Genomic DNA, 20,171 nt, shown 5'->3' with positions numbered 1-20,171 from the left:
CGCGATGCCGATGCGGAACCCGGCGGCCAGCCGGGCACAGGTATCAGCGCACCGCAGGTGAGCCAGAGCGTGCAGAACCTGTCGCCCTGAGGGCAGACGCCGCCAGCGCGCCCCCATCCTCATCTTCCCTCTCCGGGCACGCAGCCGAGCACTCAGGTACCGCAAGGTGCGGTTGGACAGATCAATCGACGACGGGCAGACAAGCACGCGAAGCTCCTGGTGGAGCACGGTGGATCATGGTCGTGACACCTCCTACCAGAAGCTTCATCGCGTTGCAGAGCCGCCCAACTGGCTTATATCGCCGGCAGGTTGGAATCAGCTCCTTGTGTACGTGATGGTGTCATCTGGCGTTTCCTGGTTTCCGGGTTCTGTCAATGCGCCGGGCTCTTCGCCTCTGCCGAAGCGGGCGATGTTCCCGGGCCACTTCTGCCTCCGCCATGTCTTTGGCCCGCGCGGTCCGTCCCCGTTTCCGAGAGAGCTTGCTCGGTCCAGATGCACTTGCCTGTTGCTGTGTAACGCGTCCCCCAACGCTGAGAGAGAGCTGAGACGAGTTGGAGCCCTCGTCCGCCCTCGTCCGTGACCGAGGCGCGGCGGATCCGAGGCGTGGTCAGGCTCCCGTCGCTCACCTCGCAGACCAGCTCGGCGCTGCGCAGCAGCCGCATCCGTACGGGTCCCTTGGCGTGCCGGACGACGTTGCCGACCAGCTCGCTCACCAGAAGTTCCGTGGTCATCACGAGGTCGTCGAGGCCCCAGGCCGTGAGCTGTTCACGGACAAGTTTGCGCGCGTCTCCGGCCGCCTGCGGGAGCGAGGAAAGTGACCAGGACGCCATATGGTCGGGAGCGAGTGCGTGGACGCGGACGACCAGGAGCGCCGTGTCGTCGGGAGTGGGTTGGTCGGCGGGGACGAGTCCGGTCGTCAGGGTGTCGCAGAGAAGGTCGAGGTCCGCAGTGGGCGAAGTGTCCGCTGTGTGGAGCAGTTTCGCGAGCGCGGCCATGCCCTCGTCGATCTCCCGCCCCTTCGCCTCGACCAGGCCGTCCGTGTACAGGACGAGCAGGCCCTCTTCCGGGACGGTCAGCTCCACCGTCTCGAACGGCGGCTCAGACGCACCGAGCGGCGGGTTGGGTGTCGGCGAGGGGAAGTGCACCGTGCCGTCGGGTTGTACTACGGCGGGAGGGGGATGTCCGGCGCGAGCGAACGAGCAGATCCGGGTGGTCGAGTCGTACAGCGCATACAGACAGGTGACGAACGAGTCCTCACCGAGGCCGCTGACGATCTCGTTGAGGTGGCCCATGATTTCGTCGGGCGGTAGTTCGAGTGCTGCGAGGGTGTGGACGGCGGTGCGGACCCGCCCCATGGTGGCTGCCTCCGACAGCCCGTGGCCCATCACGTCGCCGATGACCAAGGCGACTTGCCCGGAGGAGAGCGGGATGACGTCGTACCAGTCGCCGCCCACATCCATCCCCTGCCCAGCGGGCAGATAGCGGGCGGCGGCGGTGCACGCGGGCAGGTCGGGCAGGGTGCGGGGCAGCAGGGCGCGCTGGAGTTCCCGGGAACGGGTGTGCTCGGCGTCGTAGAGCCGAGCCCGTTCCAGGGCGTGTGCGACGAGGGCGCTGATGGCGGTCAACAGAGTACGGTCGCCGTCGGGGAAGGGGCGCGGCTTGTCGAAGGCGAGCAAACAGATTCCGAAGGTGTGCCCGGAAGCAGTCAGCGGCAGGAACGCCCAGGACTTTTTGGCTCCTTCGGCCGGGCGTTCCCGCATCGCGGGGTAGCGGGCCATGAATGCGTCGACGGAGGGCAGGAAGACTGGCTCCGCAGTCAAGATCGCGTCCCAGACGGGGCCGCCACGATCCGGAGTACTGCCCGTGATCGCATCGACGAAGTCACGCCTGTATCCGACGGACCCGACGTACGAGAGCCGACCACTGCCGCTCTCGACAGCGAGTACCATTAGCCCGGCAGCTCCGAACGGCGGCAGCACGCGTCGCGCCACGGCATCAACCACGTCCCGTGAGGTGGTCGCCCCGGCGAGCGCACTCGTCAGCTCCGCGATCCGGGCAGCTCGCTCAGCCGAAGAACGCTCGGCCGCAACCTGCTCGGCCTCCCGACGGCGAAGCTCGGTGACATCGGTGAAGTAGAGCGTGACGCCGTCGGGGACTGGGACCAGCCGAAGGTGATAGCTGCGCACCTTGACCCGAGCCTTCATCTCCCCGTGTGCTGGTTCCCAGTCGGGTTCGCCTCCTGCAACGGACATCCGTACGTCGAAACCGGCAGGCCGGCCGGTGGCGGCGGCTTCCCGGCATCGGGCCTCCAGATCGGGCACGCCGAGCACAGAGGGCAGCTCCCACAGGACCGTTCCGACCAGCTGCGCCTGGGAGGATCCGAGCGTTTGCTCAGCCGACAGGTTCACGAAGGTGATCCGCCACTCCTCATCCAGAGCCAGGAAACCGTCGCTCATGTGACGCAGCGCACGGGCGACGACGTCGCGGGCGGTGGGCGCTTCGTTGCTGTCCCAGGCCCGGCCGATCATGCGGACCGGCTCACTGCGGTCGTCCAGGACGACCCGGCCGCGTGCCTGCGTCCAGACGTACCGACCGCCGGGGCGCCGCACCCGATACTCGGCCTCGAAGACAGTCCGGTCCCGGATCGCTCGCTGGGCGGCCGCGAGAGTCCAAGGAAGATCGTCGGGATGGACAACCTCCAGCCAGTTCTCAATACGTCCCTGGAAGTCAGCCGCTGTCATGCCATAGATGTCCAGAGCCGCGTCGTCCCAGACCAGCTTGCCGCTCTTGATGTCCCAGTCCCAGGTTCCGACCTGGACAGCCCTCAGCGCATGTCGCAGCAGCCGCTCACCCGACTCCTCGCCAGGCGCACCAACCCGCCCTGGTCGCGGCGCCTGCCCCATCCGCTCCTCGGCCCAGCCCACGACAGCCCGCAGGAAGGCCCACTCTCGGTCGGTCGGCGGGCCCTGCTCGCCCATGACGATCGACAGCGCACCGATGGCGCGCCCCGCACCGGACACCGGTACGGCAGCGATGCCCGAACCCGGCCAGAGGCCATCGCGCTCGGTTGACACCCAGACGCCGACTCCGTCCCCACGCAGCGCCCGCGCAGGGGCGCTCGGCCCCTCCTGGTCGATGATCTCCCAGGGCAGTATGAGATGGGGCGGCAGTCCCGCCGAGGAGACGAGCCGCAGCGCCGACATCGGGCCGCGCAGATGCACGGTCCCGCCCAAACCGTTTAGCTCCGCCACGGATTGCTGGAGGGCAAGCCGGAAGGCCTCACTCTCGGTGACCCCTTGACCCACGGAGGCCAACAAATCCAGCCGCGATTTCATCACTCAAGGGTACATATAGGGCATAAAATCACAATCGCGTCTTGACCGTCGAGGGTGCCGATCCGGGGCAGGTGCGCGGCGCGTGATGTGAGACGGCCGCTGCGTACACGCGGGCGGGCGCGGACGAGGAAGCAGCCACTTCCCGCGCCCGCGCAGCTGAAACGAAGAATGCGGAAAAGTAACTGCCTGCGGGAGCCTCTTCGCCCTCCGAGCCTGGCCAGATGTTGGCCGTGGCGGGTGAGCGCCTCGAGCGCTCGGATCCCCGCCACGGGGAGACGCCCAGTGCTTTCTGCCGCGACGCTACGGGGCGACTTCGTACTCCACCACGGTGTCCGGAAACTCGAGTCGACCCCGATCACCGACCAGTCGACCCGCCCCGCCAAGCCAGCGTCGGCCTGGACCGGATGCAGGATCCGGTCCCAGGTGCCGTCCGCCGACCAGCGGCGATGTCGTTCGTAGACGGTCTTCCGCGAACCGTAGCGTTGTGGCAGATCACGCCACAGGACACCGGTTCGGATCCGGAACAGGATCTTGTTGACCACGGTGTGAGCAGGGCAATCTGATGGCAGCGGGTGGGCGTCAGTGAGCCTCTTCAGCCGTCACTCCTGCGAGTGAGCGGCTCCTAGGGTCTGTTGCGAAAGTGGATCTTGTTCGTTGTTGATCACGTTCTTTGGGACTTAAGGATCTGTCGAACGGCCAGTGGGCCCGGCTGGAGCCTCTGCTGCCGACGGGCGTCAAGCCGGGTCGGCCGCAGGTGTGGACGCGGCGGCAGTTGATAGACGGCATACGGTGGCGGACCCGGACCGGTGCTCCCTGGCGGGACGTGCCCGAATGCTACGGGCCCTGGGACCGGGTCTATGACCTGTTCCGGCGCTGGCAGCGGGACGGCACCTGGGCGAGGATCCTTGCCCAGCTTCAGGCCGAGGCGGACGCGAAGGGCCTGATCACCTGGGAGGTCAACGTCGACTCCACTGTCTGCCGGGCCCACCAGCACGCCGCCGGAGCGGCGAAAAGGGGGACCTCCAGAAGGAGCCGCCCGGCGGGATATTCGTCGAGTCGGCCGATCACGGCCTCGGACGCTCCCGCGGCGGACTGACCAGCAAGATCCACTGCAGTCGAGCAGAGGCAGAAGCCCTTGTCCGTCGTGATCACGGCCGGGCAGCGGGGCGACTCCCCGCAGTTCGAAGCGGTCCTGGAAGCCGTCCGGGTTCCGAGGCTGGGGCCCGGCAGGCCGCGCAAGCTCCCGGACCGGGTGCGGGCCGACAAGGCGTACGACCCCCGCGGCAATTGCTCCTACCTGTGCAGACGCGGTATCAAGGCCACCATTCCGGTTCCGGCGGACCGAGTCCGCAACCGCCTCAAGCGTGGCTCGCGCGGCGGGCGCCCGCCGAAGTTCGACAAGAACGACTACAAGCAACGGCACGCGGTCGAGTGCGGGATCAACCGGCTCCAGCGCCACCGGGCCGTCGCCACTCGGTACGACAAACTCGCCGTCCGCTACGAAGCTACAGTGCTGGTCGCAGCCATCAACGAGTGGCTGCGACCAGCACATGCACAACAGGCCCTAGACGAGTTATTCCGAACGCTGACGGTGCATTCGGGCATCGTGGTCGCCCGGTGGGGGCGGAGCCGTCAGATCAGTGATCGACCGATGTCGGCGATCGCATTCGCCGGGAACCCGTCACGCAGCAGTGGCAAGGTCTTCTCGAAGTCCGCGAACAGCCCGCCGCCATCAACGGGCCATAGCGTCGGGTCGGCGATGGGAACGCCAATGTAGGCCCGGCCAGGAGAGTCATCCCAGGTCGGGTCCAGGACGGTGCCGTTGGGGCGGACGACCCACGCGTGGGGGAGGTGGAAGTCTGCGCCGCCCGCGTTGATCAAAGCGAAGCCCTCCGCGTACACCATGCCTTCTGCCTGATGGTCTGTCGCATAGCGGGCGGAGTTTCCGTAGCAAAGCCGGTCGGGCATCCCGACCAGGTCGTGGGGGCGTGGAGCAGGGGCGAATCGGCGTCCCAGGGCGAGCAGCAGGTGGGCCGAGCTCTGATGTGCCCATTCCGGGCGGGCGGCGAAGCCACGGTTGTGAAGTTCTACGTATTTGCGGATGAGGTCGAGGAGATCGTCCTCGTCGTGCGTGTACGAGGTCGTCTCCGGGCTGATGGTCATGCTGTGACCTTCCTCCGATCACGACAGCCGGTCGAGCCTGGCTGTGAACTCCTTCGCCCTCAGCAGTCTTACCGAGGAGTGGAGCAGGGCGGTGGCAAGGGCATCTGCCCACGTCCGTCGGCACGCAGAACTGGGTGCCCAAGATCAATCTGTGATAGGCGACCTGGACGCCCTGCTGACTGCACTGTACGTGAAGATCGATGACGAGATCGGAGGGACCCGATGGCTCGGCAGGCCGCCGCAGTTGACGGATTCCGAGCTGGTCACGCTGGCTGTCGCGCAGGCGATGCTGGGCTTCACCTCCGAATCCAGATGGCTGCGCTTCGTCGGCTCCCGTCAAGAAGGCGATACGGCTATTGGCCGTTGATACGGACTTCTGGTTCGACAACCACTGGATCACCGACTCCACACCGGTGGAGTGCGGCCGCTCCCGGTCGACGGTGAAACGCTCGGAAATGGCCGGCTGGGCCGGGTACGGGTACTGCGCCTCACACTCTCGGTTCTTCTGGGGCCTGCGCCTGTTCTTGCTCTGCACCCCGACGGGCATGCCGATCCTGTGAGCGCTTGCGAACCCGAAGATGGACGAGCGCAAGGTGCTCACGGCGATGCTGGACCGCGAGCCGGACGCGGTCACCGACCGTCCCGGTCTGCTGCTGATCGCGGACAAGGGCTTCGCCTCCAAGGAGTTCGAATCCGATCTGGCGCTGCGCGGTGCGGAGTTGTTACGGCCGTCGTTCAAGCGGGAGAAGCGCCGCAAGGGCGAGTCCCTGCTGAAGTCGGTGCGGCAGTTGATCGAGTCAGTGAACGACACCCTCAAGGGCCAGCTCGACCTGGAACAGCACGGCGGCCGGAACTTCGAGGGCGTCGCCGTCCGAGTCGCTCAGCTCGTCCTCGCGCTGGCCGCAGCGATCTGGCACAACCACAAGACCGGACAGTCGGTCACTCGGTCCCTGATCGCCTACGACCACTGATCACATCGGAATGAGTCGTCTAGTGAGAACGTGAGGCCCGGGGCCGCCAGTCAGGGGCGGCTGCCCCGGACCCCACCCGGCGCTGGAAGGGAACAATCGTGCCCCCCGAACACGATCTGCTGTGGCGTCGCTGCGCTCTCCTTGGGCGCGTCCTGCTCCCGCTGGTGGACCAGGAACCGTTTGGCGGCAGGCCCGCCGCCGGGAGAACCTCCAGTCATGGGACATCGACACGGCCGCGGGCGAGCGGCTGCTGGAGACGTTCGCGGCCCTGGCCACCCATGCGGTCGCCGCCGACGCCTCGCTGACCGCCACCGAGCTGGAGGACCTGCCCCTCAAGACGGTGGCCGAGGCGGCGACCGGGAAACGCGACTACGAACTGCTCGCCGGCCTCCCACAGACCTTCGACAGCGTCCGGGACGCGGACGCCGTCAACGTCTTCCGCCTGCACGTCTACCGCGGCGGACCGAGTGGCCTGCGGATCACCCGGCTTGCCACCGAACTGCGTCACAGCATCCTCGTCCTCGCCGAACACGGTCCGGCGCGGCTGCGCACGTGTGGGGACGTCCTGCTCCGGGCGCCGAAGGCGGCCTGCCGCAACGAGGCAGAGGGGAATTTCCGTGGAGTTAGAGTCCACCGAGCTGTCGGGGCGATCAAGGCGGTGCGCGGTGGACTGGCAGCCGCGCAGCAGGACGGGGACGGGGCACCGGCTCGGTTCACGGTCAAGGAGATGCAGGTCCAATCCGGGCATGCGCAGCGTCGCCTCGTTCGGTGACCGACGTTCCTTACCGCAGCCGCGACGTCTGACGGTGTTGGTCGTGGTGGTGAACTGCTTGCTCAGGAAAGACGCGGGCCATCCAGTCTGCTGGGGCACCGGCCTGGTGCAGTGTTGCGATCTGACGGTCGTAGTCGTGCCCTTCGGGGCTGGCGTGGACGCGCAAGTAGAGGGGGTCATCTTTGCCGGTGTTGCTGTCGAAGTAGAAGTCGCAGGTGTGGTGCCACCGAAAGGGGGCGTCCGGCTCGGCGCAGCGGCAGAACCGGTCGGCCACACGAACTGGCAGGCCCCAGCGCGGGTGGCACAGCCTGTGGAGGAGTTGGTCGTGCCAGCGGGCCCGGGGATGGGCGGTGCGGGCGTCGATTTTCCAGCTGCCACCGTCGTCCCAGCACTGGACCCTGTAGAAGGCGGTGACGGTGTGGAAGAGGGGGATTCGCCGCAGCAGTCCGCTGCCCACCGCGGCCCGCCGGGCCCGCGAGGCTTCGAGGCTGGGGTAGGCGTTGACGTGCCTGGATTCCACGCCATCGAGCTGTGAGTCCGTCCACAGTGGCCGCAGACCGTTGTCGTCGCACCAGCGCCGGTGTCGGCGCTCGATGTCCGCCCAGTCCTCCGTCAGCCCTTTGGGCAGCGTGAGTGCGAGCGTGGCTGTCTGCCCAGGATCTTTCACCGTGTGAAGGTGCAGTTGCCGACCGCCAGCCTCGACGCCGCTCATCCGAAGGCCGGGGATCCCGTGCGGGTCATCATCGCTTCCTGGTGCGGGAGCCGCTGGCAGTAGCTGGCTCAGACAGTACTCGGGGAAGGAGTACCGCTTGCGGCCCAAGTACGCGTCGAGGTTCAGGGTGAGGGACGTCGCGGTGCTGCTGAGGGAGGCGACACCGAAGGGGTGGGCGCACAGGTCCGGAGAGGTTCCCAGTTGCTCGAGGACCAGACCCTCCAGCCGAGCCTGCGCCGGCGAGGCCGCGGGCGCCGGGTGGCTCGTGCGAAGACCTGTGCGGCGGGATTGGCCACTGCACTCGGCCCAGTAGCGAAGCTTGCGGGACTCCCACGAGGAGCGGTCGTTCACGGCAGTGCCTTCCTGGCGCGCCTCTGCCCGATCCCGGCACGTCAACAAACACTGACCAGTTGCTGGGTGTGATCACGGTGGTGCAGGCCGGTGCAATGCCACGCTCCTTGCGTTCCGTTACACCGGATCGGGCGGCGGTCGGAACGTGGCCCGCCTCGGGCCATTTCCGACCAGCATCCAGCACAACCACGGCCAGGGACGGACGACACCGTCACCGGTTCACTCGGACGGACCCTGTACATCAGGCATGGAGGGGACGAACGAGTGGGAGCACGCGTTCGGTCAGTTGCCCGGTGAGCTGGGCATCGGTGAGGGCGGTATCGGTCAGCCAGTCCGCTGCGGTCAGCTGGTCGGCCAGGCGCTGCAGTTCACAGGAATCGACTGGAACCCAGGCGGCGAGAGAGGTCAGGACGATGCCCTGGCCGCGGGGACCGAGGCGTCGGCCTGGGTGGCCAGCGTCAGGGCAAGCAGCCGGGTTGCGGCGGTGGCCTTGCAGAGTTTCTTGTCCGAGATGGCCTGGTCGGCCCAGCCGGAGAGCTTGGCCCGCATCTTCTTGCCGAACGTGAACGGGCCCGCCTTGTCCTCGTGGGGCACGAGGGAGGAAACGGTGATCGAGGTGGGGTTCTCCGGCCGGGAGGCGAGCAGATCGGCGGCGGTACCGGGCAGTGTGAGTCAGCCGCGGCCGGTCAGCTTCTCGAGCAGGTCCTCCGGGTCGGTCAGGCCCAGCGCGGTGAGGTCCTGCCCGACGAGGTTGCCGGTGCCGATGTTCGCGGTGCGCAAAGTCAGCATCAGCACCAGCAGCCGTGCCTCCGGGCCGGGCAGCGGGGTGTGGTCTGCCACGTGCGCGAGGACAGCGCGCGCGTGGTCCCCTTGCGTCGGTCCGGAAAGCGGGCGCGACACGACCGGCCCGTCGCTGTCCGCGATGCCGCCGGTGCGCTGCTGGTGCTGGAAGCGCGCGGCAGTGGCTGCCTGCTCGGCGCACCGGGTCTCCAGCCGCAGGCTCTCGATGCCACTGACGTTGGCCCAGGTGGTGAAGGCCCGTGCCTCGCGTTCGTGGAGGTTGGCGAGGAGGGCCACGTCTGGCTCCGTGCGCTGTTGGTAGGCGCGGAAGAGGTCACCGAGCTCGATGAGCTCGTCCCGCAAGGCGACGGGCCGCAGATGGTGAGGGATGACGCGCTGGGCGATCTTCGACTGTGGTGGGCGGCGGCGTGCAGGTGCGGAGCGGGACGCTGGCAGCCCCGTCACGGCTTCGGCCTGGCGGTGGGAGAACGGCGTCGCGCTCGGTGCTGCGGGAGACCGATGTTCGGAAAGATGGGACTCAGGCTCCTGGGAAGTGGCCACGGTCTTCGCCCCATGTGTGGCGGCCGCGCAGCGCGAGCAGCACTCCAAAGCCTGCCACCAGCGTCCTCCCCTGTCGGTCACCACGGCCAGGACGACCGGCCCACCGCATCGCCAGGGTTCGGCACGCGTAGGCCTACCGGTTTCTGGCAGGTGCGTGCGGCAGCCGTCTGCTCTGCACGCGCAGTAGGCCCCGGGCCTGGGGACGGGGGCGGCGCGCAGGTGGGCCTTGAGGTGAGCGATGGCGGCCGCCCGCCCGGCGGCCGCGGACGGCAGACGCTGCTCCGCGCAGGCGGGACGGCTGCACGAGATGCGTACGGCTGCACTGCCCCGGCTGGCGGCGTTCAGACGGACCGTCCAACGGCGCCCCGGCACCCGCTTGTCCAGCTCGCTCACCGCGGCCTGAGCCATCTCGGTGTTCCTCTCGTGCCGTATCTGTGATGCCTGCCGCCGCTTCTGCTGCACCGGGCGTGCGGGAGGTGAGGTCACCGTATGCGGCGCAAGGGGGGGGGGAAGGCTGGTGAACTCGCCCTGGACTACACCGGCCATTGAACGGGGCACGGCTGATTTTGAACGGTTGCCACGGCAGCGGTCGGCACTCCACCACAACGGCGGGCACGGTCCGCGTCGGGGCATCGGGCCGCCATGTTGGTGGAGTAGGCATCCAGGGGCGTGGGGGCCAGGGCGCGCAGGAAGGCGTCTGCCGCCATGAGTGCCTCGTTGGCCGCAGCGATGAGCATCGACGCAGCTCTGTGCCGACGGCCCGAGCTTCTTGGAAGAGTCAGAGCGGCCGGTATCCGGGGAGCCCACCTGCATTGAGGAGGCCGACGAGCTCGGACAGAGCAGCGGCGAGGCGGGTGTCGAACCGAGCAAGAGTCCTTGGGCAGGGTTGCTACGACACCTCAGTCCGGCAATGCCCGAACTTTCGACATCGGCCTCCTTGTTACGCTGGCGTAGACATGGGACAGGGGGTACCTCGGTGCGGACGGCGAGAGAACCGCGGTGCGAGGGAACCTGTTCGGCCTATTTGCCACCGAGGCGGTCGGTGCTGTCAGCCGACCAGACCTGCACGGTGCCGTTAGTGATTCCGATTGCCAACGTAGAGCGCTCAGCGTTGTAAGACAGACTGGTGAAAGCCTGAGATCGGGTGGGGGCCCGCAGAAGTTTGGGATTCTTGTGAACGTCCCACAGCTGCACGTATCCGCCGGTAGTGGTGGCTGCAACGCGACTTCGGGCGGTGAAGACAAGGCCGCTGATCGAACCGACACCGCTTGGAAGGGAGCGGGACGCCGCCTCGCGGTACGGCTGCGGCTCGGCAGGATTCCTGACGTTCCAGAACTTCGTCGTGCCGTCGCTGCTGCCCGCAGCCAGAACGCTGCCATCAGGGCTGTACCCGATGCTAGTTGCAGGCAGACCCCGCTGTACCGTGCTGAGGACCTCCGGCCTGCTTGGGTCCTGAACGTCCCACAGTTGCACGGTGCCGTCGACACTTGCCACGGCCAGCGTCGCATTCCGGCGGTCGAAGGCGACGTCGCTCACCGAGTGCTGGCGTCCAGGGGTAGCCAGGATCGCGGGCCGCTCGCGGTCCACACTCCAGAGCTGCACCGTGCCCTGTGCGTTGGCCACCGCAAGGGTACGTCCGTCGTGGCTGTAAGCCGTACTGGTCACAGCGCTACCACGCCTGTTCGGCGAGGGGAGGAAAGCAACCTTGTTGCCGTCCTTGGCAGCCATCAGCAAAACAGCACCCGTGCTGGTGCTGACAGCGTAGGTGCGTCCATCGGGATTAAAAGTCACACCTGTCGCGGCCCCGGTGGACTCGGGCGTGTACTTCTTGTTCACCTCCCGGCCGGTGAATGTGTCACGGACAACGACACGACCGGAATAGGTGGTGGCCACGAGGAGACGTCCGTCGGGACTGAAGGCCAGACCGGTGACGGGCGAGGAGCCCACCGTGTAGGTCCGTTTGATGTCCGCCTGAGATGTGATGGGCGACCAGGGCGACCGAGCCGGAGACGACATCAGAGGCAGGTGCAGTAACCAGCCTGCACCGAAAGCTGCTCCGCCCACCAGCACCAGCGACAAGAAGAGCGTCAGGGAGGAAGAAGACATTCCTCTACCGGGCCGGTAGGGGCGCTTACGGCGCGCCCGGCTCTGTCGGCGTTTACTGGGTGTCAGTGCCAGAAAATCAAGGAACGTGGCGTCAGGGCTGAAGCGCCCGGACACAGGTGACTGGTGAAGTGCTAGTTCTTCGAGGAAACGAAGTGGCTTGCGCGGCATGGGCCTACCTCATGAGGATCGTCACTGGCGGTGTACGGATTCGCTGTCGTCTTCCTGCTGCTCCTCGGCGCTTGGGTCGCCAGCCTCGATTGGGTCGGGTGGCGACGCGTTGGCGGGTTTACCGTTGAGCGGCTCTTGTGAGGGTGGGGCAGTGGTGCCCCCGCTGTGGTGTGAGGCGCTGGAACCGGCGGCTTCCTGGGTGGGTGCCGAGTCTGCAGACGGTTGATGGCTCTCCGCCGTCGGCACAGGCGAAGGCCCAGTCCGTCCGTTTGCTCCCCGGTCTGGCACGATGCGCTGCTCGGCGGCTGCGCGAGGAGCGGGTGGGCGTGGCAGATCGGCGTTGTCCCGTGTCGCGGCCGCACGTCCCTCGTACATGCGGGGCTGTCCGCCAGCAAGGTCGTCCGCTGGGACAGTCGTCTGGGTCTGCGCAAGCCGAGAGATCAACAGTGGTGCTGTCATACCAGTCACCATCGCATGCATGGGGGAGAAGACATGGGAGGACGCAGTAATCGCAGCCGGTGGAAGGATTCCCAGAAAAAGACGCAGGGCTACAGCACCCCAAAAATATTTGCGCTGTTTTCGATTCGACCACGGTGATCGGAAGCTCCGGGCGTCACCTGGCACTCTCATGGATAGATAAATCTGCAAGGCCTCGGCCACGGCGCTGCCGCCGAGCCCCCACAAGGCGGCATATAAGGAATTCATGAGCATGCAGCGTAGTGCAACCGAAGCGATCGCGTTGGATGATGATCCGCAACTGATGAAGCGGCTACGGAAGAGGATCAAGCAGAAAGGTTTTTCGCGGGCTCAGTCTGAGCGATAGGCAAAATCTGAATGCTATACATGCCAATAATGACAGAGTTTGTTTGAAAATGAGCGCGACCTGTACTCTGCGGGTGGCCTGATAGTGGTCCAGCGCTGTAACGTGCGCTGGGAGAATCCCAGGATGCCAGCCGCGCGCTGTGTGGAGCTCTTTCGGGTTCCGATCAGGAAACACACGCCTGCGTCACCTATGGGCACAGAGTGGGCCGGAAATGCTCGTTCGAGCTCTCGGTGCGAGCGGCACCAGGCCAGGCTCGTCTCTAGAGCGCGTCTTCAAAAGATCTCGCGTAGTGGATCATGGTTGGGTGATACGTCGTCATGAACTGTCCGGTGCCGAGTGGGAGTTCGTCGGACCGCTGCTGCCGGTGTCACTGCGTGGCTGGAAGCAGCTGGACGACCGCAAGGTGCTCAACGGAATCGTGTGGAAGTTCCGCACCGGGACGGCCTGGCGGGACGTGCCGGAGCGGTACGGCCCGTGGGCCACACTGCACACCTGCTTTCGGGTGGGCGCTGGATGGCACCTTCGAGCGCATGCTCCGAGCCGCCGGGCGCACGCCGATGCGGCTGGGGACATCGACTGGCTGGTGTCGGTCGACTCCATCGTCCTCCGCGCCCACCAGCACGCCGCCGGGGCCCGAAAAAGGGGGCCCGCAGTCCCGGCCTCGGACGCTCCCGAGGCGGCCTGACCAGCAAAATCCACCTGGCCTGCGACAGTGAGCCCTTTCCAACCTGGCTCGTGGGCCTGGCGCGGTTGGGCTGACAATGTGGTGAAGCCCCTGGTAGATGGGTTTTCGATCAAGAGAACCGTTTCCATCAGAGGCTTCACGTGCTTGTCTGCCCGTCGGGCGTCGACGTGTCCAGCTCTGCCCTCCGCTTCCTCACCCAGCAGCTGCGGCGTCACCGCGGTGCGATCGGCTCCCGCTGGCGGCGCCTGAGCTCCGGCCGCCAGGCTCTGCTCACCCTCGCCCACCTTCGGATGGGGCACACGTATGCGCAGCTCGCGGCCGGGTTCGGCGTCGGAACCACCACGGCCTACCGCTACGTCACCGAGGCTGTCGACCTCCTGGCCGCCCTCGCCCCCAGCCTGGCCGACGCGGTGCGAACCGCGTCGATGAAGGCGTACCTGCTCCTGGACGGCACGCTGCTGGCGATCGACCGCGTCGCCGCGGACCGGCCGTTCTACTCCGGAAAGCACAAGGAGCACGGGATGAACGTGCAGGTCATCGCAGACCCCTTCGGTCGACTGCTGCGGGCCTCACCAGCCCTGCCCGGCGCCGTCCACGACATCCGTGCGGCCCGCGAACACGGCATTGTCGAGGCCCTCGCCGAGGCCGGCATCCAGTGCTGGGCCGACAAGGGCTACCGGGGTGCCGGCGGCACGGTCCGCATCCCGTGCTGGGGGCGGTGGGAGACCCTCTCCCCAGGCCAGAAGGCGGTGAACCGGTCACACGCGAAGATCCGGGCACTCGTCGAGCAGGCCGTCGCCACCCTCAGGTCCTGGCGACTCCTCCGCAAACTACGGTGCTCATCGACCCGGATCACCAGCCTCGTCCAGGCCGTACTCACCCTTCATCTGACCAGCTCAGAGTGAGGTTGGAAAAGGCTCACTGAACATGAGGGCGAGGACAGCAGCCCCAGCGATCATCACACCTGCGGTCCGGTCCTGTATGAGGCGAGGTAAGTGGCGTTGCCAGCGCAAGTAGGGAATACGGTCCCGGCTGTTCATGATCTTTCCTGTCGGTAGCAGATGATCGGACACACAGTTCGAGAGCGCGCCGCGGGAACCGTCCGGCGAGGACGGCGGACCTGGGCAACGTGCCGTCCAAGAAGCTCGCTTCACAGCGAAGCCCGGCGAGAGCAGTTGCTCGGCTTCCGATCGGTCCCCCGTGCTGAGGCAGGCAGCGGCTCTCGCGCTTGTTCACGTGCCTACGGTTGTCGCCCACAGCGGCACGGACCAGGTATGGACATCGCCGAGAGCGAGGCGGAGAGGGCCGAGGAGACGTTGTGCGAGATCGGGGGAGAGGTCAGCGATGGCCAGGGCCACTGCTGCGAACGTGACGGACTTCTGCTCGTCGGAGAATCCCCGGACCCGCTTGCCGTGACGCTGTGCGGTTCGCGACAGGGCCTGCTCGGTGTGCTTGATCAGCACATTCTTCAGTAGGCCGCGGTCGCGGTCCGCGGCCAGGTCGCGGGCGTCGTACCAGGCAGAGTCTTCCCGGTCCGTCGGCCATGCCTTCTCGTAGCTGCGGCGCAGGGCCAGGACGTCCTGCCAGGTGGCCTGCTCGACACGCGATACGAGTGCTGCGGCGGTGCGGCCCTGTGGTCCCAGAGCCCACCACGCCGGCACCCGGAAGCAGATGCGCTGGTGCCAGGTCCGTCCGGCCCGCGTCTCGTCCTCGCCCGGCACCAGATGGAACACCCACAGCCCGAAGGGGAGTTCCGCTGTGAAGGGCAGATACGACGCTCCCGCGGCGTAGGGGGCCGCCCGGTGCCATGGCTGCTTGCGGCGGCGCAGCTCGACCCCCGGTGACTCCTCCACCACCACGGTCGCACCGGCTCGCAGGAGAGCGGCATAGTCCACGGCGTCCTCAGCGAAGCCACGCCCCGACGGCCGGGTCACCTTCCACCCCCACCCCTCGGGAAGATCTGCTGGTGCTCTGCCCAGCACAGCCCACTGCTCCCAGCCCAGTCCGTCCACAAGCCCCCCATGCCAACGTCCTGCCCGGCCGAGCCGCCTGCCGGGCAGGTGAACTACTTGGCGGGGCAGGTGGCGCCCTGCTGCTCCTCGAACTCGGTCTTCCCATCGGCCAGACCCGTCGAGGCTGCTCCCATGTGGCCCACGGCCTTCTTGCCGTTGGCGAGCCGGTTGTCGGCCGATCCGGTTCCCCCGGTCGTGCAGTTGATCTCGACGAAGTAGCCGGCGTCGTCCTTCAGGCCAGCCGCTGCGTCGTTGAACACGGCGCGCAGGCCCTTGGCCGAGGTGACCTTGATGGTGACGCGGCGCTGATTGCCGTCCGTGTCCTGGTGGGTGATCTTGTATGCCGGAACCTTGGGGGCGGCCTCGGGCGAGCCGCTGGTGCCGGTTTCCGTGCCGCTGCACGCGGTGAGTACCGCAGTGGCGATCGCGGACAGGAGCAGAGTAGGGGTGGAGCGCTTCACGGCTGGTTCCTCACAGAAGTTCACGGACGTGATGTGTGGGACTCGTGAAGGTGCCTGATGGTTGCACGGCGAATTCGAACCTGCCTGTCGATTGATCGGGCACCCGCAGGCAGGCGAGCTCTTGCGCTTTCCTGAGGGTGGCGAGCGGATAGACCGGCGGTGCACCATTCGCCCTGAGGACCTGTGCGGGTACGGATCTGACGGCATGTCGGCAGCCGTGGCGCAGGCTGAGGGCGACTGGGGCGGTGTGCCGGAGAGTGACCGTCTATCAGGAGGCCGAGGGCATAGATCCAGCGGTCGCCGTGGCGAGGGGCAAGACCCCGGGCAAGGCCGTGCTGGCGGGAGTCCGGGGCGCGGATCTCACGGCGCCGGACACAACCTCCCGAGCCTGTCGTTGAGTGTGCCCAAGAAACCGAGTCGGTGTGCTCGCTGCCGACTCCTGATCATGTCCCGGGTGCGTCAGCGTTGAGCTTTTGCAGTTCACGCCCCAGATCGCCTGCGCGCCGCCGCCACTGGTGCGCCTGCTCCCGTGCGGGGAACCAGGCCGCGTCCGTGCAGGCGTTCAGATCATCGAGTTCGTGCAGGGCCCGAGTGACATCCTCACTGCTGAGTGTCCGGCGGCGCGGAAGCGAGCCGACGAGCCTTGCGACGGCGTGCAGCCGGTGCGCGGCACGGTAGTAGGCGACCTGGGCATCGGTGAGACGGCGGACCGCGTACCCGCCGCACTTGCTGCACGGGTCGAACCCCTGGTTACCCATCAGCTCCTCGATGGTCACCATCTCGTCGTAGCGGCCGACGCCGGGCTCCGGACGCCGGTGCGCGCAGCCGGGGGAGTGGGCTCGCCCCTCAAAGCGGCCGGCCGCGTCCGATGTGTAGGCCTGCACCGAGGCGAGGACCCCCACGGGGAGGCCCGAGCCGCTGCTCCAGCGGTCGTCCGAGACCGGCGCGAAGGGGCCAAGGCGCAGTTGCTCCATCGCCAGCAGACCGTCCCAGACCGGCCACGGCACAGAGCTGCGCGGGCCCCGCTCGTCGTACCCGGAGGCCTCCAGGTCGCGCAGGTCCGCCGCCGAGCGGGCCAGGGCCAGGGTGCGCAGCGCACGGCTGGTGTCCGCGCGCCCCTCGCACAGCCGCACGAGGAGCCGCTCGCCCTCCGCTGCGCTCAGACTGCTGCCGAATGTTGCATCGCACGGGTCGTTCACCTCAGGAGCCCATACTCCTGTTCCTTCGGTCTGTGCCGCGCCGTCGTGCACGCTCTGGCGCAACGGTTCGAACAGTTCCTCGGGCAGGTCGTCGGCGCCGGCGAGGATGATGCCCTGCCGGCCGGCGGCGCACCGTTGTTCCAGCACGCTCAGTGCCACCACCTCGACCCCTCCGCCCACGCTGAGCACCGCATACAGCTGCTCGGCGTCCGGCACCGCGCGCCGCAGCGCCCGCAGATGATTCGCGCTGACCAGGCGGCGGCCGCTGACCGGGGTGTCGTCGAAGACGCCGGGCCGCAGTCCCGCATCCGCGGCAGGCGATGGCCCGGGCCCGGACGGGTCGGACTGCTCCTGTTAGGCGGCGGGTTCGTAGGCGAGCACGGAGTCCAGCGACAGCAGCCGCACGGCCACCGTCCCGGGCACCCGCACCGTCAGCGTCAGGTGCTCGGCCGGGTGCCTGCGCTCCACGGACGTGTATGAGGCGAGCACGGCCTGTTCCCAGCGGGACAGACGCTCGAGGGGACGCTCGTGGCTGCCGCGCTGCGGCGCGGCAGCATCCGGCACCCGCATGAGGAGCACCCGGGTCCCGTCCGCGTCCGGCCCCGACGAACGTGCGCTCTCCTCCCACACGGTGAGCAGCGCCGCGGCCCGCTCCATGAGCCGGTCGGCGCCCTTGCGCCGTCCGTTCATCGCACTGCGCAGGTCGTGGGCGAGATACCGCTGCTCGCTAGGGTGGCCCCAGTAGTCCTCGACGTGGCTGCGCCAACGCCGCCACAGCGACCGCAGGTAAGTCTTCGCCTCGGTGGGTGTGCCCAGCGGGGCGAAAGAGAGTTCGTCGGCGGGCAGTTCCGGCTCCGGCAGGGCCGCCACGGCCGTCGCCAGCACGAGCAGGTTCTGCGCCACCAGCCGCGCCGCCCGGGCGCTCAGCACCTCCAGGTGGTCCGTCTTGCGGCGCACCGCCGCCTGGGCCCAGGGACGCAGCCAGGGAAAGAGTTCCAGGACCCGATCCACGTCGGCCAGGCTGGCCAGTGCGTCGAGCCAGTCGGCGAAGACGCCCTCCCGCACCTGCCGGGCCTCCTCCAATTCCTCCCAGTCGTCCTCCTCGGCGTCCTCCCCGCCGATCGAGGCATCAAGGAGGAGCAGAGCTGCCGCCCGGGTTGTGTCTTCGTCGTCGTGGCTGTCCTCGCCGGCCTCATGACAGCGGTCCAACTTGTAGAGCAGCCCCAGGCCGGTCACTTCCTCCAGGAAGATGCTTAGCGTCGTCCCCGCGCGCGCCCAGCGCCCGTACGCCGCGCACCGAGGGCACATCCGGTCGACCACCGACGCCCCCAGCCGCACCTCCCGCTCGGTGGCCCGCACCGAACGCAGCAAGGAGCACGACCTTGTGGCGTGCAGCTTCGCGTGCTTGCCCGGCGCCGCCCACACGGTGATGGTGGCGCCCTCGAACGGACCGAGCGGCACATCCGGTGTCAGCATTCCGTACGTCACGCAACCTCCCCCAGAGCAGTGGCTGCTGAGCCTAACGGTGGCCACCGACAAGAGGCCGCCGCCCGGCGCGCGCAGACCCGGGCTCCCCACCCCGGGCAGCCGTCATCCTCGCCGGGCCGCGCGCAGGAGCGGCCGCGCGGCTCGTCCGGACGGCGCCCCATCCACGTGACCCCGGGGCGAACCTGTCCGCGCACCAGGACCGGCGCGTCCCGCGCTGGACGGCCCGGAGCAAGGCCGAGGTGGGCTTCACGCGCGGCGAACGGCTCCCGGGCCGCCCCGGTCGAGACGCCCCGGCCCGCTGGGGCAGTTGCCCCTCGCCCACGCTGGCCACCCCCCCCAAAGAAAGCCATGGAGCTCTGTCGGTGGGGCCGGCAACAGCAGCCATATCTCGCTACCTGGGAGGCATGCGGCCGGTCAGCTTCTTCCAGGCAAGGCGGGCCCGCTCCAGTTCGTCCTCCGCGGCCTCGCGGTCCGGGTCCTGGCGGTTGCGCTGCCGTACCTGAGCGAGGCGTCGGCGTGCCGCCTCCTGCGCGCGCGTGTCGGCGCGGGCGTCCTCCAACTCTCTCTCGGCTTCTTTGAGCTGGTGGGGGATGCGGGCACGGGTGTTGTTCTCGTCTGCGACGGCGTTCTGGATGGCAATGACGAAGTCGCTTACGGCCTCGTGGTCGAAGAGGGGCTGGTCATCGAGGGGAGCACGGAAATGCGGGTACTTGACCCGGTGCCGATGCCCGGTGACCTGGGTGATGTAGATCGAGTAGATCCTTTCCTCCTTGTCGAAGGAGACGTCCAGGTCAGCCAGCGCGATGGAACGGGTGTCCGTTGACGACGTCACCACGAGGGCATGCCTGAACAGGGCGAGCTCTCCCAGGCTGCCCAGCCGCTCACCGGTGCCGGGATTGCGCAGAGCTGCGATCTTCTGTGCCAGCTGATCCAGCCTACGGTCGTAATCGGCTTTGGCGGAGGTGAGCTGGGCCTGCGCGGTGGACTCGGTTTGAGCCGCTGTGCGGGCTGCATGGCGTGCCTTGCTGCGAGCGTTGGCCAGCCTTTCGCGGTCAGTCTCGTACTGGAAGCTGAAGGCGAAGGCCCAGCCGCCGGGGTATCTGTGCCGTCTCCACAGCACCCAGATCCCTAAGGCTGCCGCAACGGCTCCAGCCAGCCGTACCGTGTTCATGTCCGTCCCCCTCTGGTCGTCGACCCTGTTGTCCTACTGCGCTTGCGTCGGCCGCGGTATCGATTCGGGTCAGACGTCAGCAACGCCACATCCCACGAAGCGCCCTCGCCTCATGCGCCCCAGAAGGCGTCTGTGATGCGGGTGGGTGTTGTGGGCCTCGTCGGGCACGATGAACCTGCTCTTGCCGTGCCGCCGTGCGTTGCCGTGCAGGTCTTCATGGCGGCCGCGCGCGCCCCGGACCTCTGACGTCTGCAGATCACAGGGCCGGGAGACGTCACGCGAAGCGGCGGAACGGGCCGGCGCCGCCTGTGCGGCGCCGGCCGGGACGTCTGCCGGAGATGTTCGTGTTGTGGGCGGCCCGCCGCGCTGCCGCCCGTCCGGGCGGACGGCAGCGCGGCAACAGCGGCGGCAGT

General features: G+C 67.9%; 15 protein-coding genes and 4 pseudogenes. 6 read left to right on the top strand and 13 right to left on the bottom strand.

What is annotated here, in order from left to right; all coding sequences use genetic code 11:
- From GA0115242_RS41380 to GA0115242_RS00565, 3 genes and pseudogenes are all read right to left on the bottom strand, one after another.
- Nucleotides 1–207: pseudogene (locus GA0115242_RS41380) on the bottom strand (IS5/IS1182 family transposase); the annotation flags it as partial.
- 164 nt (nt 208–371) lie between these two features.
- Nucleotides 372–3,335 carry a SpoIIE family protein phosphatase gene (locus GA0115242_RS00570; protein ID WP_093823320.1) on the bottom strand — a complete coding sequence of 988 codons (2,964 nt, stop codon included), beginning with the start codon at nt 3,333–3,335 and terminating at the stop codon, nt 372–374.
- Between the two features lie 338 nt (nt 3,336–3,673).
- Nucleotides 3,674–3,877: pseudogene (locus tag GA0115242_RS00565) on the bottom strand (transposase); the annotation flags it as partial.
- Between the two features lie 128 nt (nt 3,878–4,005).
- On the opposite strand from GA0115242_RS00565, the pseudogene GA0115242_RS00560 reads away from it, so the two are divergent.
- Nucleotides 4,006–4,878, top strand: a pseudogene (locus tag GA0115242_RS00560) (IS5 family transposase); the annotation flags it as partial.
- A gap of 89 nt (nt 4,879–4,967) precedes the next feature.
- Here GA0115242_RS00560 and GA0115242_RS00555 read toward each other — a convergent pair.
- The gene (locus GA0115242_RS00555; protein ID WP_093823319.1) at nt 4,968–5,498 is read right to left on the bottom strand and encodes a hypothetical protein; all 531 of its coding nucleotides are present in this window, start codon (nt 5,496–5,498) and stop codon (nt 4,968–4,970) included.
- Between the two features lie 151 nt (nt 5,499–5,649).
- Here GA0115242_RS00555 and GA0115242_RS00550 point away from each other — a divergent pair.
- Both GA0115242_RS00550 and GA0115242_RS00545 read left to right on the top strand, forming a co-directional pair.
- Nucleotides 5,650–6,469 (top strand): annotated as a pseudogene (locus GA0115242_RS00550) (transposase).
- 121 nt (nt 6,470–6,590) lie between these two features.
- Nucleotides 6,591–7,241, top strand: a complete 651-nt coding sequence (locus GA0115242_RS00545; protein WP_093823317.1) for a hypothetical protein — start codon at nt 6,591–6,593, stop codon at nt 7,239–7,241.
- Nucleotides 7,242–7,251: 10 nt separating this feature from the next.
- On the opposite strand, the gene GA0115242_RS00540 is transcribed toward GA0115242_RS00545, so the two are convergent.
- The 3 genes from GA0115242_RS00540 to GA0115242_RS42390 form a co-directional block, all read right to left on the bottom strand.
- Nucleotides 7,252–8,304 (bottom strand): hypothetical protein, encoded by a 1,053-nt coding sequence (locus tag GA0115242_RS00540; protein ID WP_237548523.1) that lies wholly within the window; start codon nt 8,302–8,304, stop codon nt 7,252–7,254.
- A 405-nt stretch (nt 8,305–8,709) separates the two neighbouring features.
- Nucleotides 8,710–8,898 carry a hypothetical protein gene (locus GA0115242_RS42395; protein ID WP_311638778.1) on the bottom strand — a complete coding sequence of 63 codons (189 nt, stop codon included), beginning with the start codon at nt 8,896–8,898 and terminating at the stop codon, nt 8,710–8,712.
- Between the two features lie 78 nt (nt 8,899–8,976).
- Nucleotides 8,977–9,645 (bottom strand): hypothetical protein, encoded by a 669-nt coding sequence (locus GA0115242_RS42390; protein WP_311638779.1) that lies wholly within the window; start codon nt 9,643–9,645, stop codon nt 8,977–8,979.
- 238 nt (nt 9,646–9,883) lie between these two features.
- Between GA0115242_RS42390 and GA0115242_RS41375 the strand changes: the two genes are divergently transcribed.
- On the top strand, nt 9,884–10,048 hold the full coding sequence (locus GA0115242_RS41375; protein ID WP_237548522.1) for a hypothetical protein: 165 nt from the start codon (nt 9,884–9,886) through the stop codon (nt 10,046–10,048).
- Nucleotides 10,049–10,665: 617 nt separating this feature from the next.
- On the opposite strand, the gene GA0115242_RS00530 is transcribed toward GA0115242_RS41375, so the two are convergent.
- A complete protein-coding gene (locus tag GA0115242_RS00530; RefSeq protein WP_161352909.1) occupies nt 10,666–11,751 on the bottom strand; it encodes a WD40 repeat domain-containing protein in 1,086 nt (361 codons plus the stop codon).
- A 1,295-nt stretch (nt 11,752–13,046) separates the two neighbouring features.
- On the opposite strand from GA0115242_RS00530, the gene GA0115242_RS00525 reads away from it, so the two are divergent.
- Together GA0115242_RS00525 and GA0115242_RS00520 are read left to right on the top strand one after the other, a co-directional pair.
- Nucleotides 13,047–13,427 (top strand): transposase, encoded by a 381-nt coding sequence (locus GA0115242_RS00525; protein WP_161352907.1) that lies wholly within the window; start codon nt 13,047–13,049, stop codon nt 13,425–13,427.
- A gap of 140 nt (nt 13,428–13,567) precedes the next feature.
- Entirely contained in the window at nt 13,568–14,332 is a 765-nt protein-coding gene (locus GA0115242_RS00520; protein ID WP_093823310.1) for a transposase family protein, read from the top strand.
- A gap of 327 nt (nt 14,333–14,659) precedes the next feature.
- Here the strand turns inward: GA0115242_RS00520 and GA0115242_RS00515 are convergent, their stop codons facing one another.
- From GA0115242_RS00515 to GA0115242_RS00495, 5 genes are all read right to left on the bottom strand, one after another.
- Complete coding sequence (locus GA0115242_RS00515; protein WP_256089318.1) at nt 14,660–15,322, bottom strand: hypothetical protein; 663 nt, start codon at nt 15,320–15,322, stop codon at nt 14,660–14,662.
- 170 nt (nt 15,323–15,492) lie between these two features.
- The gene (locus GA0115242_RS00510) at nt 15,493–15,900 is read right to left on the bottom strand and encodes a hypothetical protein (protein WP_093823308.1); all 408 of its coding nucleotides are present in this window, start codon (nt 15,898–15,900) and stop codon (nt 15,493–15,495) included.
- Nucleotides 15,901–16,343: 443 nt separating this feature from the next.
- Nucleotides 16,344–17,315, bottom strand: a complete 972-nt coding sequence (locus GA0115242_RS00505) for a hypothetical protein (protein WP_093823306.1) — start codon at nt 17,313–17,315, stop codon at nt 16,344–16,346.
- A 138-nt stretch (nt 17,316–17,453) separates the two neighbouring features.
- Nucleotides 17,454–18,587: a hypothetical protein gene (locus GA0115242_RS00500; RefSeq protein ID WP_141721436.1), complete on the bottom strand. Its 1,134-nt coding sequence runs from the start codon at nt 18,585–18,587 to the stop codon at nt 17,454–17,456.
- Nucleotides 18,588–18,978: 391 nt separating this feature from the next.
- Entirely contained in the window at nt 18,979–19,758 is a 780-nt protein-coding gene (locus GA0115242_RS00495) for a hypothetical protein (RefSeq protein WP_141721435.1), read from the bottom strand.
- Nucleotides 19,759–20,171: the final 413 nt, after the last annotated feature.

It is taken from the genome of Streptomyces sp. SolWspMP-5a-2 (genome assembly GCF_900091845.1).
Lineage (GTDB): Bacteria > Actinomycetota > Actinomycetes > Streptomycetales > Streptomycetaceae > Streptomyces > Streptomyces doudnae.
The sequence above is the reverse complement of the archived record's forward strand: the minus strand, read 5'-3'. Positions and strand labels throughout refer to the sequence as shown.

Coding starts and splice junctions, on each gene's coding strand:
- GA0115242_RS00570 (WP_093823320.1), bottom strand. CDS start 3,335: ATGAAATCGCGGCTGGATTTGTTGGCCTCCGTGGGTCAAGGGGTCACC.
- GA0115242_RS00555 (WP_093823319.1), bottom strand. CDS start 5,498: ATGACCATCAGCCCGGAGACGACCTCGTACACGCACGACGAGGACGAT.
- GA0115242_RS41375 (WP_237548522.1), top strand. CDS start 9,884: ATGGCGGCCGCCCGCCCGGCGGCCGCGGACGGCAGACGCTGCTCCGCG.
- GA0115242_RS00530 (WP_161352909.1), bottom strand. CDS start 11,751: ATGTCTTCTTCCTCCCTGACGCTCTTCTTGTCGCTGGTGCTGGTGGGC.
- GA0115242_RS00495 (WP_141721435.1), bottom strand. CDS start 19,758: ATGAACACGGTACGGCTGGCTGGAGCCGTTGCGGCAGCCTTAGGGATC.